This window comes from Aeromonas sp. R9-2, assembly GCF_040908025.1.
GTDB lineage: Bacteria > Pseudomonadota > Gammaproteobacteria > Enterobacterales > Aeromonadaceae > Aeromonas > Aeromonas veronii.
Genome location: NZ_JBFOCX010000024.1, coordinates 80,677 through 97,571 on the forward strand (window position 1 = coordinate 80,677; position 16,895 = coordinate 97,571).

Annotated in this window: 17 protein-coding genes; 10 read left to right on the top strand and 7 right to left on the bottom strand. The window is 58.8% G+C overall.

The annotated features are described in order from the left end of the window. Nucleotides 1-798 carry an amino acid ABC transporter permease gene (locus tag AB5Y71_RS09485; protein WP_368171460.1) on the bottom strand — a complete coding sequence of 266 codons (798 nt, stop codon included), beginning with the start codon at nucleotides 796-798 and terminating at the stop codon, nucleotides 1-3. After that, nucleotides 791-1,561 (bottom strand): amino acid ABC transporter ATP-binding protein, encoded by a 771-nt coding sequence (locus AB5Y71_RS09490; protein WP_368171461.1) that lies wholly within the window; start codon nucleotides 1,559-1,561, stop codon nucleotides 791-793. Before AB5Y71_RS09490 ends, AB5Y71_RS09485 begins: the two co-directional genes overlap by 8 nt. Nucleotides 1,562-1,667: 106 nt before the next feature. Here AB5Y71_RS09490 and AB5Y71_RS09495 point away from each other — a divergent pair, with 106 nt between their 5' ends. Both AB5Y71_RS09495 and AB5Y71_RS09500 read left to right on the top strand, forming a co-directional pair. Continuing rightward, entirely contained in the window at nucleotides 1,668-2,210 is a 543-nt protein-coding gene (locus AB5Y71_RS09495) for a hypothetical protein (protein WP_058057416.1), read from the top strand. 216 nt (nucleotides 2,211-2,426) lie between these two features. Further along, nucleotides 2,427-2,708, top strand: coding sequence for an RNA-binding protein (locus tag AB5Y71_RS09500; protein ID WP_005337180.1), 282 nt, complete (start codon nucleotides 2,427-2,429; stop codon nucleotides 2,706-2,708). A gap of 71 nt (nucleotides 2,709-2,779) precedes the next feature. On the opposite strand, the gene AB5Y71_RS09505 is transcribed toward AB5Y71_RS09500, so the two are convergent. Next, complete coding sequence (locus tag AB5Y71_RS09505) at nucleotides 2,780-3,679, bottom strand: aldo/keto reductase family oxidoreductase (RefSeq protein ID WP_368171462.1); 900 nt, start codon at nucleotides 3,677-3,679, stop codon at nucleotides 2,780-2,782. Nucleotides 3,680-3,826: 147 nt separating this feature from the next. On the opposite strand from AB5Y71_RS09505, the gene AB5Y71_RS09510 reads away from it, so the two are divergent. The 3 genes from AB5Y71_RS09510 to ltaE all read left to right on the top strand — a co-directional run bounded on the left by AB5Y71_RS09510 (nucleotide 3,827) and on the right by ltaE (nucleotide 6,155). Then, nucleotides 3,827-4,234, top strand: coding sequence for a helix-turn-helix transcriptional regulator (locus AB5Y71_RS09510; RefSeq protein ID WP_005351138.1), 408 nt, complete (start codon nucleotides 3,827-3,829; stop codon nucleotides 4,232-4,234). A gap of 87 nt (nucleotides 4,235-4,321) precedes the next feature. Continuing rightward, complete coding sequence (locus AB5Y71_RS09515) at nucleotides 4,322-5,023, top strand: short-chain dehydrogenase (protein ID WP_307896650.1); 702 nt, start codon at nucleotides 4,322-4,324, stop codon at nucleotides 5,021-5,023. A 112-nt stretch (nucleotides 5,024-5,135) separates the two neighbouring features. Continuing rightward, nucleotides 5,136-6,155 carry a low-specificity L-threonine aldolase gene (gene ltaE / locus AB5Y71_RS09520; RefSeq protein ID WP_069527969.1) on the top strand — a complete coding sequence of 340 codons (1,020 nt, stop codon included), beginning with the start codon at nucleotides 5,136-5,138 and terminating at the stop codon, nucleotides 6,153-6,155. Between the two features lie 89 nt (nucleotides 6,156-6,244). Here ltaE and AB5Y71_RS09525 read toward each other — a convergent pair whose 3' ends face one another. Genes AB5Y71_RS09525 through AB5Y71_RS09535 form a run of 3 tightly spaced genes read right to left on the bottom strand, consistent with a single transcriptional unit; the run spans nucleotide 6,245 to nucleotide 8,700 of the window. Continuing rightward, nucleotides 6,245-6,676, bottom strand: a complete 432-nt coding sequence (locus AB5Y71_RS09525; protein ID WP_346211972.1) for a hypothetical protein — start codon at nucleotides 6,674-6,676, stop codon at nucleotides 6,245-6,247. An 8-nt stretch (nucleotides 6,677-6,684) separates the two neighbouring features. Then, a complete protein-coding gene (locus AB5Y71_RS09530) occupies nucleotides 6,685-7,707 on the bottom strand; it encodes a response regulator (RefSeq protein WP_335819690.1) in 1,023 nt (340 codons plus the stop codon). 54 nt (nucleotides 7,708-7,761) lie between these two features. Next, nucleotides 7,762-8,700: a LysR family transcriptional regulator gene (locus AB5Y71_RS09535; protein ID WP_005337171.1), complete on the bottom strand. Its 939-nt coding sequence runs from the start codon at nucleotides 8,698-8,700 to the stop codon at nucleotides 7,762-7,764. An 861-nt stretch (nucleotides 8,701-9,561) separates the two neighbouring features. On the opposite strand from AB5Y71_RS09535, the gene AB5Y71_RS09540 reads away from it, so the two are divergent. The 5 genes from AB5Y71_RS09540 (at nucleotide 9,562) to AB5Y71_RS09560 (ending at nucleotide 15,524) form a co-directional block, all read left to right on the top strand. Further along, nucleotides 9,562-11,514 (top strand): bifunctional diguanylate cyclase/phosphodiesterase, encoded by a 1,953-nt coding sequence (locus tag AB5Y71_RS09540; RefSeq protein WP_013723827.1) that lies wholly within the window; start codon nucleotides 9,562-9,564, stop codon nucleotides 11,512-11,514. 143 nt (nucleotides 11,515-11,657) lie between these two features. Further along, the gene (locus tag AB5Y71_RS09545) at nucleotides 11,658-13,223 is read left to right on the top strand and encodes an AbgT family transporter (RefSeq protein ID WP_040069319.1); all 1,566 of its coding nucleotides are present in this window, start codon (nucleotides 11,658-11,660) and stop codon (nucleotides 13,221-13,223) included. A gap of 71 nt (nucleotides 13,224-13,294) precedes the next feature. Beyond that, on the top strand, nucleotides 13,295-14,020 hold the full coding sequence (gene nfsA / locus AB5Y71_RS09550) for an oxygen-insensitive NADPH nitroreductase (protein WP_005351148.1): 726 nt from the start codon (nucleotides 13,295-13,297) through the stop codon (nucleotides 14,018-14,020). Between the two features lie 191 nt (nucleotides 14,021-14,211). Further along, nucleotides 14,212-14,976, top strand: a complete 765-nt coding sequence (locus tag AB5Y71_RS09555) for a hypothetical protein (RefSeq protein WP_005337161.1) — start codon at nucleotides 14,212-14,214, stop codon at nucleotides 14,974-14,976. Then, complete coding sequence (locus AB5Y71_RS09560; protein ID WP_236292620.1) at nucleotides 14,970-15,524, top strand: VOC family protein; 555 nt, start codon at nucleotides 14,970-14,972, stop codon at nucleotides 15,522-15,524. Before AB5Y71_RS09555 ends, AB5Y71_RS09560 begins: the two co-directional genes overlap by 7 nt. A gap of 145 nt (nucleotides 15,525-15,669) precedes the next feature. Here AB5Y71_RS09560 and AB5Y71_RS09565 read toward each other — a convergent pair whose 3' ends face one another. Then, on the bottom strand, nucleotides 15,670-16,893 hold the full coding sequence (locus AB5Y71_RS09565) for an MFS transporter (RefSeq protein ID WP_236292618.1): 1,224 nt from the start codon (nucleotides 16,891-16,893) through the stop codon (nucleotides 15,670-15,672). Nucleotides 16,894-16,895 lie beyond the last annotated feature (2 nt).

Consider the following 16,895-nt stretch of genomic DNA (forward strand, 5'->3'; position numbering starts at 1 on the left):
TTAGCGTCCTTGTTGATCCGGATTCAGGTGACGGGCCAGCGCCCGCGAACAGGCTGACAGCGTCAGGGTTAACAGCAAATAGAGGGCAGCCACGGTAAACCACACCTCAAAGGTCAGAAACGTATCGGCAACCAGAGTACGCCCTTCGTTGGTCAGATCGAAGATGGCGATCACACTCACCAGCGCCGAATGTTTGATAAGGGAGACCAGCTCGTTGGTCAGCGGCGGCAAGGTGATGCGCACCAGCTGGGGCAGGATCACCTTGCGCAGGGTGATGGCCCGTGACAAGCCAAGCGACTGGGCTGCCTCCCACTGTCCTTTGGGAATGGCCTGTACGCCTGCACGCAGCACTTCGGCGGTGAAGGCCCCCTGATAGAGGGAGAGGCTCAACACGGCGCAGGCAAGGGGGGGCAATCCTAGCATGGGGCCCAGCAAGAAATAGAGAATATAAAGTTGCACCAGCTGGGGCGTGGTGCGCACCAGCGCCAGATAGGTGATGGCGAGCCAGGGGCCGAGTCTGGAGGGAAGCAGCCGCAGGCTGACCACGCACACCCCGACCGCCATCGTGCCCAACAGACTGAGCAGCGCCACCTGCAAAGTGACCAGCAGGCCGTTTAGCAAGGGGCCGGCATAAAAGGTTCCCTCATCCCATTCGCCGAGAAAGGGCAACACCCGCGGCCACTGCCACTCATAGCCCATCTGGCGAGCGCCGCTATAGAGCGCCCAGCCCAGTAGCGCAGAGAGCATCACAGTGCCAGACAGCCAGCCAAGCAGGCGGGAACGATTGAGCCTAGCCATGATAGCTGAGCACCTGTTCGAGGAAGGCCTGGGTTCGCGGGTGCCGGGGGGCGTTGAACAGCTGGGCGGGCGGGGCCGACTCGATGATCTTCCCCTCATCCATAAAGAGCACCCGATCCGCCACTTGACGGGCAAAGCCCATCTCGTGGGTAACGCAGATCAGGGTCATCCCCTCGTCAGCCAGCTCGCGGATCACATCGAGCACTTCGCGGATCATCTCGGGGTCGAGGGCGGAGGTGGGCTCGTCAAACAGCATCAGCTCGGGTTGCATGCAGAGGGAGCGGGCGATGGCGACCCGCTGCTGCTGGCCGCCGGAGAGCTGGTGGGGGTACTTGTCAGCCTGTGCCTGAATGCGCACCCGCTCGAGCAGTCCGAGCGCCCGGGCTTTGGCCTCCTGAGGGCGCAACCCCAGGGTATGCACCGGTGCCACCATCAGGTTCTCCAGCACCGTCATATGGGGGAAGAGGTTGAACTGCTGAAACACCATGCCGACCCGACCTTGCAGGCGACGCAGGTAGGAAGGGGTCACCGGCTCGCCAAACAGGAATAGCTGGCCGCCATCGATCCCCTCCAGCCCGTTGATGGTGCGGATCAGGGTCGATTTTCCCGAGCCTGACGGGCCACAGATGACCCACTTCTCTCCCCGTTCAATGGTGAGTTCGATGTGATGAAGAGCCTGAAAGTCGCCATAGAATTTGTCGACGCCACAAAAGCGTACACAGGGTTGCGAGCTGGTCAAGAAGCAGGTTCCACTGAGAATCATTTACGCCATGGTATTGATTTTATAGGGGGATGACAAAGAAAACCCCCTTGTCAGCATCCTGATGGCTATTCACAATGGCGCCATTTCGTGATGACAGGAGCTTTTCATGCGTATTACATCCTTGCTTGCCGGTTCGCAGGTGCAGCTGTTGATGCCGCCAGCGGTTCGCTATCGCTGCGTCATTTTTCTGCTGTTGCTGGTGAGTTGGGGCGTGGTGGCGGCCTCCTTGTGGGATGGTTGGGGCGCCATGGCGCTGCTCAACTGGGTGGGCGTGGTCTTTGGTGGCATCACCGGGATCATGGTGTCGCTGCCCCGCAGCTGGCAGCCTTGGCGCCTGGCGGAGCTGGGGTGGGACGAACAGCATATCTATCTGCTCAATGGCAACAAGGATGAGGCGCTGGCGCTGCCCCGCAACCAGCTGGTGGCGCTTGAACGGGAGCGGCGAGTGGGCCACGACGGCCAGTGGCTCGACTTCAGCCTCGATCTGCAACTGAGTGAAGAGGAGCTGGCGGCGGCCATGGCCTTGCTGGATCTCAAGGCGGGGGAGCTGCATCTGGTGAGCCCGTCTGTCTATCGCTTCGGCTTTAAACGGGCCTGGCACGGTCGCCGGATGCTGGCGCAACGGTTGTCAGATCTGCAATCGGCCTGAGTCGACTATTTTCTCGACAATTCCCGGCAAAGCTCAGATACTGCCAGTGACTCGAATTGATCTTGTCTGCACTGTTAACCCAAGAGATCAATCACTTGACGACAGTGTGGAGAAGGCCACGGCATGAAGCCATGGCAGGTCCGGCATAGGGGTTGTGCCCTTACCGTTATGCTGGGAATTGCATAGAGAAGGCACCTTGAATCGAGAGTGGATGGCATGAAGATTTACGTAGGAAATCTGTCGTACCGGATGACGGCCGACGAACTGAAAACCCTGTTCAGCCAGTTTGGACAGGTCGACAAGGTTGATATCATCATCGACCGCGATACCGGCCAGTCAAAGGGGTTTGGTTTTATTGAAATGCCGGTCAATGGTGATGCCGAGAAGGCCATCGCTGGTCTGCATGGCACAGAAGTCGGTGGCCGTACCATCACCGTCAACCAGGCCAAACCGAAGACAGATGCTCCCCGTGGTCGCCCGCAACAGCGCCACCGCTAAGGTACCTCGGCAATAAAAAAACGGCATGGGTTTCCCCCATGCCGTTTTTGTTTCTGGACGTTTTGCTGTGATCAGGGGACGTCGTAACCGAGCGCCGCCTTGCGGATGCGGAACCACTGCTGGCGATTGAGGACGATGGATTCGGCGGCCACGGCGGCAGCAATCCGCTCCCGTTTGCCGGAGCCAATTAATGGCAGCGGCTGGCTTGGCAGCATCATTACCCAGGCGTAGACCACCTGCTCGATAGTCTGGGCGCCCACTTCCTGACGGATCTGCTCCAGTTCGGCACGCAGCGGGGCATAGGCGTCATCGCTGAACAGTCGGCCGCCGCCGAGACATGACCAGGCCATCGGCTTGATGCCAAGCTGCTGGCACTGATCCAGGGTACCATCGAGGGTCCCTTCCTGATGAAGCGGCGAGATCTCCAGCTGGTTGGTGACCAGCGGGAAGGGGAGGCGCGATTGCAGTAGCTCGAACTGACGGGCGGTGAAGTTGGATACCCCGGCTTGCTTGATCTTGCCCGTCTGTTTCAGGGTGATAAAGGCGTCGGCCACTTCATCGGCGTTCATCAGGGGATCCGGGCGGTGGATCAGCAGCAGGTCCAGATGGTCGGTGCCGAGCTTGCGCAGCGAGGCCTCGGCGCTGGCGATGATATGGTCCTTGCCGGTGTTGTAGTGGTTGAGAGCATGCTCCGGCTTGGCGGTGAGGGCGATACCGCACTTGGTGACGATCTCCATCCGGCTGCGCAGGGAAGGCTCGAGGCGCAGGGCGTGACCAAAGGCCTCTTCGCACTGGTAGCCACCATAGATATCGGCGTGATCGATGGTGGTGACCCCCAGATCCAGATGATATTTCATCAGATCGAGCAGAGCGGCCGGAGAGAGCTGCCACTCCATCAGGCGCCAGTAACCCATGATGAGGCGAGAGAAGGTGGGGCCTTGCGGATGCAGGGCGACACGGGATACAGACATGGTTGACTCCTTGAAAAACACGATGCGAAAACGATGTGCAACATAGATGACTGCGGGCATCTTGGCCTCATGTGGCTGGCAAAGCAATAATGGGCAGTGGCATGATTCGAACTTTGGTTCTGATCGCAGAGTAGGAGAGAGAGTTGGATGGAAGGATTTGCCGAGCGCTTGCAGAGCCTGATCGGGGAGATGAGCGTGAGCGCGTTTGCCCGCAAGGTGGGGCTCAGTGAAGCGCTGATCCGCAAATATTTGAAGGGAGCCGAGCCTGGCCTGGCGCGGGCCAACCAGATCGCCATGGGGGCCAACTGCTCGCTGGAGTGGCTGGCAACCGGCTGCGGTTATCTCTACCGTCAGGCGGAAGTGGTAGACAGGGAGGCGCTGGCAGCGGCGCAGCTACTGCTGGGCGAGCAGCAACCCGGGGTGGGGCTGCCCGATGAGGAGGCACTGGTCACCCTGCTCGCCTATTACCAGTTTTTGCGCACCCACAAGAAAGCTGACGGTTTTCTCGACTTGGCGCTGGCGCGGGAGTTTGGTCGCCATCTGGGGGAAGCGTGATGAGGGGCATATTACCCTTTGGTCGTGTCACGGCCGGTTGATTATTCTGATACGCTCTAAGCAAGATAACTCTCCATGGAATGGGCGATGAGCTACTTGATCCTCGGAAGCGGTGCGCTGGGCTCGGCGCTGGCAAGAGAGCTGATGGCAAGGGGGGAGTCCTTCCTTCTGGCCGGGCGCACCTATCCAAAAGGGATCGAGATGGGGGCCTTCTTCCCGCTGCAAGAGGTGGACGCCATCTCGTTCGACGCCCTGTTTACCCTCTACGACACCGATCCGCTCCCCACTGTGGTGATCAACACCATCGGCGTGTTGCACGATGTCAGCTTTATGCCGGAGCGACGGGTCGAAGAGGTGCACCCCAAGTGGCTGTGCGACAGCCTGCTTGCCAATGCCTGGCCAACGCTGGCGCTGGCTGCCCGTTTCAGCCGGTTGATGGGTAATGACCATCCACTGTGGCTCTGTGCCATCTCTGATCTGGCGGGCTCCATCACCTCCAATCTGGAGGGGGGGCGTTACAGCTACCGGATGAGCAAGGCGGCCCTCGACATGGGGGTGAAAACTCTGGCCCTCGAGTGGGCGCAGCGTTTCCCGCAAGCAGGGGTGGTAGCCGTTGCGCCCGGCTTGATGGACTCCCCGATGAATACCCCCTTTCTGAGCGAGTTGCCCGCGGATCAATTGCAGGATCCTGCCGAGGTGGCGGTGAAACTGCTCAATCTCATCAAGGGGTTATCGTTGACCCAATCGGGTCAGCTACTGGATCTCAACGGTCAGCCGCTGCCTTGGTAAATCCCGCCTGCGGGTTCTATGGACGTCTATTGGCTTCACATTCTGCTCATGCGCCCCTTGCCAAGCGAGGGGCGCATGGCTAACGTCACTCTCCTGTTTCAGGAGGGATCTCATGCGCTATATCGATTTACGAAGTGACACCGTCACCCAGCCTACTGACGCCATGCGTCAAGCCATGCTCCACGCCGAAGTCGGTGACGATGTCTATGGTGAAGATCCGGGCGTCAACGCGCTGGAGGCCTTTGGGGCCAGATTGCTGGGCAAACAGGCGGCGCTGTTTGTGCCGTCCGGCACCATGTCCAATCTGTTGGCGGTGATGAGCCACTGTCAGCGCGGTGAGGGGGCCATCCTCGGCAACGCCGCTCACATCTATCGCTATGAAGCGCAGGGGAGTGCCGTGCTGGGCTCTGTAGCCCTGCAACCCTTGCCGATGCAGCGCGATGGCACGCTGGCATTCGATGATATCAAAGCTGCGCTGGCCCCTGATGATGCCCACTTCGTCCAGACTCGCCTGATCTGCCTTGAGAACACCCACAACGGCAAGGTGCTGCCGCTCTCCTATCTGCAGGAGATGGGGGCATTCGTTGCCGAGCGCGGTTTGAAGCTTCATCTCGATGGCGCCCGGCTCTTTAACGCCGCCGTGGCCAGCGAGACCCCGGTCGAGGTGATCGCTGCACCGTTTGACAGTATCTCGATTTGTCTCTCCAAGGGGTTGGGCGCACCGGTGGGCTCGCTGCTGGTGGGCAGCCACGATTTCATCGCCCGTGCGCGCCGCCTACGCAAGATGCTGGGAGGTGGCATGCGTCAGGCGGGGATTCTGGCGCAAGCCGGTCTGTTTGCCCTCGAGCAGCACGTGACCCGTCTGGCCGATGATCACCGCCGTGCCAAACGGCTGGCCGAAGGATTGGCTGCACTGCCGGGCATCGAGCTCGACCTCTCGCTGGTGCAGAGCAACATGGTGTTCCTGCGGCTGCATGAGGGGGAATCGGCCCCTCTGCTCGCTTTTATGAAGGAGCGGGGGATCCTCTTCTCCGGTTACGGCGAGCTGCGGCTGGTGACCCATCTGCAAATCAACGATGACGATATTGAAGAGGTGATCGACGCCTTCACCGAGTATCTCGGAGCGCGTTGAGACGGCTGGTCAGGTAGAGGTTATACCGATACCTGTTTATACCGAAATAACAGAGGGCGCCGCGGCGCCCTCTGTTATTTGCAGCAAGCTCAAGCCTGCCGCTGGCCGCTCATCAGCATGGCCTCATCGGTGGCGTCGTAGATCATCACCGCGATGTGGGTCACCTGACCGCCGAAATCGGCCAGTGGCACCAGCGTCAGGTTCTGGAACATATGGGGGGCCGAGCCGGTAATGGGGCGATAGTTGGAGAAACGCAGCAGATAGGGCTTCTGCTCCCAGGTGCTGAAGGCGCGGTTGTTGAGCTTGAAGACCATGTTGGCCTTGCGCTCGAACCAGGTTCTGTCCACATCGGGGAAGAGCTCGAACAGTACGCCATCGCGCACGTCACTGGCCAGTCGGCCGCTGTGGCTCTCCATAAAGCCGTTCCACACCTGTACCTTGTACTCCTTGTCGAGCACTACCAGGCCTACGTCCAGGTTCTGGACTATGTTCATCAACCAATGAAATTCACGGATTTCCATAGTCACTCCTAGAGCATGTGCATGATTTTGTTGTTCATGGTGGCGATGGAATCTTCGGTAAACAGCAGCAGCAGATCACACTGCACCGCGTAATCCTGGATCCGGTAGTTGATCTCGATGGCGAGCGTGCGGCGCCAGCGACTCTTGTTAGTGTTGATCAGCTCGTTGATGGGTCTGTGCTGGCCGAGCACCACCGGGTGGCCCTGACTGAAGGGGGTGTCGAGCTGGTTGGCGTAGCCGCGCAGGAAGGCGCCGATCAGCACGTTGGCGGTATCCATCAACAGCTCCAGTTCGGCGGTGCGATCCAGCGTCCCCTGATGGTTCATCAGCTTGGCCAAATCTTTGAAGCTGGAGTCATGGAACAGGATCAGCGCTTCACCGGCGATCCCCGCTCCGATAAACCCCTGACAGACGGCGGAGAGGGTATCTGAATCCGCAGCGGCCGAGAGGGCCATATGCAACTCTGATACTTCCAGTACGTTGACGTTGGGGATAGGCAGTACCACGAAGGCGTTGAGCAGACGAGCCAGCAAGTCGGCCGCCTGACCCATGGAGACGTTGGCCAGCTCCTGATAGACATCGCGGATTTCGGGGGTGATCTTGACGCCTGCATCGGCTACCACGCCGCTTGTCAGCTGCTCGGGGGTGCTTGGTTGACCGCTCGGGGCGGCACTCCAGAAATCATGCTTTTTGAGCAGGGCGAGCAGGGTCTCGGGGGCCGCGGGTTTCTTGATGAAATCGAGCGCCCCCAGCCCCATGACCCGTTGATAGGCCTCTGGCTGGATATCCCCGGAGACCACGATCACCTTGTTGCGCAGACCCTCCCGTTGGAGGGTCTCCAGTACGCCGTAACCGTCCATTTCCGGCATGGTCAGATCGAGGAAGATGAGATCGCCATGACCCATCAGCACCTGTTCGATCCCTTCGAGACCATTGGCTGCGTAGTGCAAATCGACTTTCCAGTCGGCCGGGAGCGCCCGCGCCAGCTGTTTGCGGGCGAACCCGGAGTCATCACATATCAATACATTCATGGCGTTAGGCAGGCTCTGTTGGCAAGGGATGCTATAAGTGTGGCCCGCTAACGGTCAGATGCAATGGGTGAGGCTATCACCTTGTGAAAATTGATTGTCCCACTGCCGATTGCGATAGCGTGCTGAGTATTTTTCAACGAATTCAACGAACATCTTAACACGCAACGGAGCGAACTGGTGCTGGCAACACAACATGTAGAAGGGGCGATTGCCGGTTTGCCAGTCGGTCAGTACCGGCACCAGCTGCTCGTCATGGAGGAAGCTGCTCAGATAATGCAGTGGGGCGTTGACGATCCCCAGATGACGTCGGGCTGCGCGTACCGCGGCCTGGGTCTGGTTGACGGTCAGTTTGGCGCTGCGTTTGATGCAGACGCTCTGGCCATCCTTGTCGGTCAGCTGCCAGTGCTGGTGAGGCCAGCAGTAGATGAGATCGTGCTCTTCCAGCTGGTTGGGATGGGAGGGGGTGCCTTTCTTGGTCAAATAGAGTGGTGAGGCAAACAGGCCGTACTCGATATGACCGAGACAGATCGCATTTGGCAGCGACTGGGGCAGCTCACCGTTGAAGAACACCAGATCCCGATCATTGTCGAACAGGTGCTGGTGATCATTAGTCTGGGTGATATCGAACTGTACCTCGGGATAGTGCAGCCCGAATTCGGCCAGCATATCGATGAGGATGGTGTTGGAGAGTGCGATGGGCGCAGCTATCCGGATAAGCCCGGTGATATCGGCCTCTTGACCCTGGATCTCGCTGGTGGCCTGCTCGATTTGCGCGAGTGGCGTGCAGAGACGTTCATAGTATCTGAGGCCATCATCGGTAAGGCGGAGCTTGCGGGTAGAGCGATGTAGCAGGGAGCAACCCAGTTGCTCTTCCAGCTGGGAAATGCGTCGACTGATGGTGCCTGTTGGCATGCCCAGTGCGGCTGCAGCGTGGGAGAATCCTCCCTCTTGCACCACCTTGACGAACAGGTAGAACTCTTCGATGTGCTTCATAAACGCTGTTCTGGGTGTAACAAGGGGGCAACCATAAAAAGAGCGTTCCGGGTTGGCAAGGGTAATTCAGCGTTTAATTGATCTGGATTCGATTTCTGTTGATACCAGTTATCCACCCGCCCGTCATCTCAGTTTCCCCGAGCTGGTGATTATTTCGGCACGATGCCAAATGGTACTGCGGCAGTGATGTTTGCCATATTCCCTGATGTGTTCCGCTATAACCGCAGGCGAAGGCCGATATTGCAACCTGATGGAAGTACGCAGGGTTGCTCTGCGTGCTCAGCCGGGGTGGTTTGCCATCCCCAGTCAATGTGATGCAGATCATATATTCGGGTTTTGCTCATTGCCTGTTGAAAAATGAATTTGGGGTATATCAATTCCGCCTTAGTGAACTATTTTTGTCCGTTTTGGCGTTTTTTTGGCTGTTTATCCATCCGCTTGGTTAATTAATGGAAGCTTTGTGACAGAGAGTGATGACTATTTCCACCATTGATTTAAATGTTAATAACAAATTTATCGCGGCAAATATGCAATTGATCTTTCAAGGTCTCGAGTGGATAGCTCTTAGTGCTTGTTTTTACTGGGGAAAAAAGTTAAAAATCGACTATATGATTTGCCTGGATTAACAGGGTCCTTGGCTGAGTCCTTTGTAGTATTGCCGCACAGGCTGCCCTGTTGTTGATATCTGAAATAGTTTTGTCCGCTCTTGGCTATGTGAAAAGGGATAATGGCCGAGAGGTATTTGCACCTTGCATTCTGCAGCTAGCGGTTTGCCAGATCTGTTTTCCGGTTAACCAGTGACCATCCAGCATGAATGACCTTGACCAGATGAATACGCTTGACGAACGGTTACTGAAGACGATGGATGTTCTGCATACCCCGATCTGGGTTTATGACATCGAGCATCACCATATTTTCTGGGCAAACAGCGCCGCGCTCTCCGTGTGGGAGGCGACGTCTCTCGACGAACTCTGCTCCCGCGACTTCTCTGCCGATATGGCAACCGCCATCGATCTGCTGCTGCAGCGCTATCTGGGTGATTTTCAGCAGGGGCGTAGTTACAACGAGTGGTGGACCCTCTCCCCAAAGGGGGTCAAGAAGCAGATCTATCTGCGCCTCTCCGGTATTCAACTGGCTGGCCGGCTGATGATGATGACCGAAGCGGTGCTCGACTCCGATACCCTCTATCAGGAGTCCTCGCTGGCAACCGGCGATACCCTTGCCTGCCTGTTCGATAGCCATGGTGTATTCGAGAGTGGCAACTATCACTTCGAAATGTGTTTCGGCCACCAGATCGCCAAGCTCTCCCAGGTTTTCTCCGGCAATGATGACAGCTTCTACCAGAAGCTCTCCCGTCTCGATGAAGTGGTGACCGAGGGGGAGTGCCGTACCCTCAAGGGGATGCGCTGGTTCCAGTATCAGTTCCGCTATATCCAGCAGGGGGCCCGCATTCTGCTCACCATGCGCGATATTACCGATCGCAAACTCGAAGAGCTGGAGCATCGCCACCTTGCCTGGCACGACTCCCTGACCGGCCTGCTCAATCGGTATGGCTTGATGAAATCCCTTGAGGCCTATTGCGGGCTGGGGGAGCGTTTCGCGCTGGTGTTCATGGATCTGGACAACTTCAAGCTGGTCAACGACAACTACGGCCACAAGGCGGGAGATCGCCTGCTGGAGCGGGTCGCCGGTCGCCTCAAACAGATTTGCCCGCGGGATGTGGAGCTGGCTCGCCTAGGTGGCGATGAATTCACAGCACTGGTGCCGCTGGGCAATCAGGGGGATCGGGCGCAAGAGGTGGCCGATCAGATGCTCTCCCAGATGACCAAGCCGCTGCAACTGAGCGGGCTGCCGGAGGTGACCATCGGCGGCAGTATCGGTATCGCCATCTATCCCGATGATGCGGATGACGGGGACAACCTCATCACCCGTGCCGATATGGCCATGTATCAGGCCAAGCAGATGGGGCGGCTGCGCTGGCAGCGTTTCACCCCCAGCATGCAGCAGACCCTGCAGCGCAAGCTCAATCTCAAACAGTTTCTGGCCAAGGCCATCGGCCGTCAGGAGCTGAGCCTCTGTTACCAGCCGCAGGTCGATGCCGCCAAACGGCGTCTGATCGGTTACGAGGCACTGCTGCGCTGGTACAACCCGGTGCTCGGCCATGTCTCGCCGGTGGAATTTATCCCGCTGGCCGAAGAGATGGGGCTGATCCGCGAGATCGGCAGCTGGGTGCTCTCCACCGCGCTGGCACAGGTAGCCAGCTGGCAGAAGCGCTTCCATCAGCGGGTGCCGGTCTCCGTCAACCTCTCCGGTTTCCAGCTCTCGTCGGCGCTGCCCGGGCAAGTTCGCCAGCAGCTGGAGCTGCACGGGGTGGATGCCTCCCTGTTGACGCTGGAGCTGACCGAAACCGTGCTGATGCTCGATATGAAGGGGTGCCTCGGCATTCTCGACGATTTGAGCGAACAGGGGATCAAGATTGCCATCGATGATTTCGGTACCGGCTACTCCTCGCTGGCCTATCTCAACCGGTTGCCGATCAACAACATCAAGCTGGATCGCTCCTTCGTGGTCGGCCTCAACTTGCCGGTGATCCGGGCGACTGCAGCCATGGCCACCAATTTGGGATTGGGGATCATGGCGGAAGGGGTGGAGGAGCCCCACGAGCTGGCCGCACTGCAGACCCAGGGGTGCCATGTGTTCCAGGGATATCTGTTCAGCAAGCCGCTGACTGTGGCGCAAGTCGAGGCGAGCGGTTTCGTGGTGGAGTGCCAGGTTGGGCGTTATCCACTGCTAGATGCCGTGATGGCAGAGTAACAAGTGTGCGTTAGGCCACAACTTGGGATTTTATTCCGCAATATTTAATCAAAATTAATCATTCTTTTGCGATCGGTCATGAGACGGATTGGCTGGAATTGCTAGCATGCGACCTCGTTTCTAGGGAAAGGAGTATCGCAATAATGAGTCATGCTGCTGTCAATGACCGTCCGGCCAGCCCTCCCAAAGGTTGGCTGAACCGTTTCCTCAATGGCGTCGAGAAAGCCGGGAACAAATTACCCGACCCCGCCATGCTGTTCCTCTACGCCTTGCTGATCGTCTGGGTCGGCTCCTGGGTGTTGTCACAATTCCAGTTTGATCTGGTCAATCCCCGTACCGGGGAGGCGGTAGTGGTCAACAACCTGCTGACCGGTGCCGGTCTGGCCGAGTTTCTCTCCACCATGGTGACCACCTTTACCGGCTTTGCCCCGCTGGGGATCGTGCTGGTGGCCATGCTCGGGGTCGGGGTGGCCGAGCAGTCCGGTTTTATCAATACCGGTCTGAAAAAGTTGCTGAAAGTGACGCCTGCCCGTTTTCTCACTCCCATGCTGATCCTGGTGGCGATCGTCAGCCACACCGCCGCAGATGCGGGTTATGTGCTGGTGATCCCCATCGGTGGCATCATCTTCCACGCTGCCGGACGCCATCCGCTGGCGGGGATCGCAGCTGCCTTTGCCGGTGTCTCCGGCGGTTTTGCCGCCAACTTCCTGCCCTCCGGCGGGGATGCGCTGCTGCAGGGTTTTACCCAGTCCGCCGCTCAGTTGCTCGATCCTGACTACATGGTCAACACCCTGTGCAACATCATCTTTACCGGTGCCTCTTCGTTGCTGATCATCTGCGTCGGCTGGTTCGTCACCGAAAAGGTGGTGGAGCCGCGCCTCAAGCATGTGGCGCTCAACGAGGATCTGGAGAGTGCCGACGAGATGGGGCGCTACAGCGCGCAAGAGAGCCGGGCCTTCAACTGGGCCGGGTTTGCCATGCTGGCGGCTATCGTGCTGCTGGCGCTGGCGCTCTCCCCGAGCGATTCACCGCTGCGTGCTGCCGATGGCTCCCTGACCACCTTCGCCGCACCGGTGATGAAGTCCATAGTGCCGCTCATCTTCCTGCTCTTTATCCTGCCCGGGATTGTCTACGGCTTTGTCGCAGGCAGCTTCAAGAGTGGCAAGGATGTGATCGATGCCATGTCGGCCACCATGAACAAGATGGGCTCCTACATGGTGATGGCCTTCTTCTGCGCGCTCTTTATCAAGGCGTTTGGTGACTCCAATCTGGGCACCCTGCTGGCCCTCTCTGGTGCCGAAGTGCTCCATGCGCTGGCGCTGCCCGGTGAGGTGACTATCGTCGGGATGATCCTGCTCACCGCCACCGTCAATCTGGTAGTCGGCTCGGCCTCCGCCAAGTGGGCGCTGATCAGCCCGATCCTGGTACCCATGCTGATGGCGGTGGGGATCTCCCCCGAGCTGACCCAGGCGGCCTATCGGGTCGGGGACTCTGCTTCCAATATCATTACCCCGCTGATGGTCTTCTTCCCGCTGGTGGTGGTCTATTGCCAGCAGTATGTGAAGAGCACCGGGATCGGTACCCTGGTCTCCATGATGCTGCCGTACTCGCTGGCCTTCCTGGTGAGCTGGACGATTTTCCTGCTGCTCTACTGGGCGCTCGGCTTCCCGCTCGGGTTGCAAGCCCCTTACGTCTATCCGGCCCCTTAAGCTGGGTGTGCGAGGGAGCCTTGGGCTCCCTCGTTTTTTTCGCTATGGTGTTACCTCATTTTGGAGGTGCCATGAATCAGACCATCGATCTTATCCTTTCCCATCGCTCCATTCGTCAGTTCACTGCCGAGCCGATCGCACCGCAGCAGCTGGATGCCATACTCGCCGCCGCCCAGTCAGCCTCGACCTCGAGCTTTTTGCAGGTGACCAGTATTGTGCGAGTCTGCGAGCCCGAGGCGCGTCAGCAGTTGGCCATGCTGGCGGGCAATCAACCCTATGTGGTGCAGGCGGCCGAGTTTCTGGTGTTCTGCGCCGATTACCACCGCCACACCCAGATCGTGCCCGAGGCCCAGACCGGCTATGCGGAGCAGTTGCTGATCGGTGCCATCGACGGCGCCCTGATGGCGCAAAACGCCTTGCTGGCGGCCCAGTCGCTGGGGCTGGGCGGGGTCTATATCGGCGGCATTCGCAACCATCCGGCCGAGGTGAGCGAGCTGCTGGGCTTGCCCCATCAGGTGATCCCGCTGTTTGGCCTCTGCCTTGGTCATCCTGCCCAGCAGCCGGAGCAGAAACCCCGTCTGCCCAGGGGATTGGTGGTGCATCAGGAGCGCTACCAGCACGAGCTGGATCGCGACCTGCTGGCCCGGTACGATCAGCAGATCGCGGACTACTATCAGGCCCGCAGCAGCAATAACAAGCAGCAGACCTGGAGCGGACAGATCCGCGCCATTCTGGGCAAGGAGTCCCGCCCTTTCATGCTGGGATTCCTGCAATCGCGGGGCTTTAACCTCAAGTAATGGCGCTGATGGGCGATACTATGGGGAGGTGACCGTCATGGTCATCATCCCCTGATCCTGCAATCTCTCCCTGAGACCGGGGGCACAGCTTGGTGACAAATCGTGGGCAAGGGGGGATCTGCAGGCTACCTTAAGTGGGTAAGCTGTTGTAGGATCACGCAATTGGATAGGAACAGGGGTTTGGACATCCTATGATTTTAACTTTGGTATTGCTGTCTATTGGCGCACTCCTGTTTTTGGTTATCGCCTATAACGTGGTGCAGCAATATAAGCAGAAGGCAGAGGCGGACAAGCGTCACGCCGTTGCCAGACACAAGACGGTGGCTGACGAGACCGAAGAGGTGTTGCTGAACGTCAATCTGGTGCCTTTCTCCAAGAACATGGTGTTGCTGTTGCAGCACCGGATCCTCGATGCCTATCGCGCCATCGCCCAGGTGATGCCGAACAATCAGATCAAGCAGCGCATCGTTGATGTACAGACCCAGATCAAGAATGTGCAGGAGAACTACAGCGTGCAGGATGAGGGTCAGTTCAAGACCCCGGAGTCCGATCGTCAGGCGATCCAGATGCTGCAGCTGGTCAAGAAGATGCGGGCCGTGCTGCGGGTAGAGCACAACAAGGGCAAGATTGACCCTCAGGGGTTTGCCCAAGAAGAGCGCCGCCTTGAGCTGATGCAGCTCAAGATCAACATCTCCAATCTGGTCAAGCGGGCGATGGATGCCCGCATTCAGGGCCAATATGGTACTTGCCGCCAGCTCTATACCAAGGGACTCTCTGCCATGGCGAGCGTGGGCGACAAGGATCCCTATCTGCTGGCCCGTGAAGAAGATATGCGTCAGGGGCTCAAGGAGCTTGAAGAGCTGCAGCAGCAAAACAGCGCGCAGGATCTGCAAAACATCAAGGACAAGGAAGCCGACGAGCTTGATGTCCTGTTTCAACCCAAGAAGAAATGGTAAGCATGTCCCACCCACTCGATTCCACACTGGGGCCAATGGCCCCATTTGTTTCTCAGCTGTTGGCCGAACTGGCCGCCAGTGGCGTCACAATTTCCCGGCCAACGGTCGATCACCTCTGTTATCGGGCGGCTACCCTGCAGGAGTACCGCGCGCTATGTGCTGTGCTGGCTGAGGCAGGTACCTTGCTGGTGGAGGGTATGATTGGCGGACGTCCCATCGCCACTTATCAGTTGCATCAGCCGCTGTTGGCTGGTGAGGTACAGGTACCCTGTATCGAGCTGGCTGCACCGAAACCGGGTCGCGTCCATCAGGCGGGGCTGGAACATATCGAGCTGGTGGTCACTTCACTGCAAGATCTGGTAGCGTGCTATCCCGAGCTGCCATTCAAAACCGGCAACATGCAGGATACCCGCAACCCCGATATTGGCCTGATGTTGCCTTCCGGCCAGATCAAGTTTCATCTGCGCCCGCTGGCTGAGGTGATCGCCGAAGAGGTGGCGACCGACGCTGTGGTCGCGGTGCCTGCGGATTATTTCGATCAGGAGTGATCCTGCGCACAATGCCGAGCGGGCCTGACAGGCTCTTGAATAACGCAGCAAAAGGGGTCACCGGTGTGACCCCTTTTGTTATCTGGCGGTGCTGGGTTGCGAGATCGCCATCTGCTCGTGGGTGACCCTGTTTGCGCTGAGCCTGTTACCCGTGTCGGTGGGGTTGCTGGGCGGGCAGTGGCGATTGGCTTCGCTGCTTGAGACGGCCGAGCCAGAGGCTCAAGCCTGCCGTCAGGATGAGGACCAGTTCAATTCCCATGACCAGACCGCCCAGCTCGCCTTGCTCCCAGAAGGGGTGCAGGTAAAGTCCCCCCAGACTCGCCCCCAGATAGTAGGCCACCAGATAGAGGGAGGAGGCGAGGGCCCGGTTGTGTTCGACATGATGACCTACCCAGGCACTGGCACAGGCGTGAGCCAGGAAAAAACCGAAGCTGGAGACCAGCAAGCCGCTCAGGATCCCGAGCAGACTGCCCTGCAGCAGCCACAGACTGCCGATAGCCATCAGCGCGATCCCCACTAGCAGCATCCGTTGTGCCCCCCAGCGGTTGGCAAAGCGGCCGCTCAAGGAGGAGGCCACCGTCCCCGAGAGATAGGTGAGAAACAGCATGCCGAGCCACTGGGTGGGCAGGGAGAAGGGGGGCTTGGCCAGCAAGAAGGTGAGGTAGCTGAACTGGTTCAGAAACACCATAAAGTTGAGGCCGCCAATCAGATAGGCCCCTACCAGCAAGGGATTGGTCAGGTGTTGTTGCAAGGCGCGAGCAAATTGGCCGCGAACGGGGGCGCTCGCCACAAAGCGGGTCTGATGGGGCAGCAGCCAGAAGACCAGCGGCAGCAGTGACAGGCTGATCACACCAATCCCCAGAAAGGTATGCTGCCAGTCGCCAAACCAGCCCGCCAACAGACCGCCGACCACCCGACCGGCAATGCCACCGAGGGAGTTGGCGGCAATATAGACCCCCACCGCCGAGAGGAGCGCCCGTTTGCTGAACTCTTCCCCCATATAGGCAATCGCGGTCGCGGGCAGTCCTGCCAGCAGCGCGCCCTGCAGGATGCGTAGCAGCAGCAGGGTGCCAAACTGCTCAACCATCGGGATCAACAGTGAGAGCAGGATCGCCAGGGTGAGTGTACCCAGCATGACCTGCCGACGGCCATGGCGATCCGCCAGTCTGGCGCAGATCAGCAGGGAGGCGGCGAGGCCAGCAGTGCATCCTGCCAGGGTCCAGCTGGCAGAGAGGGAGTTGACCGAGAAGACCTCGGCAATCAGGGGTAACAGGGGATGGGTCTGGTAGAGGTTCAGAAATACCAGAAAAGAGCCCAAGCTGAGGGCCAGGGTTGCACGTATCCACTCGCGACTGCCAACTTCAATCATTG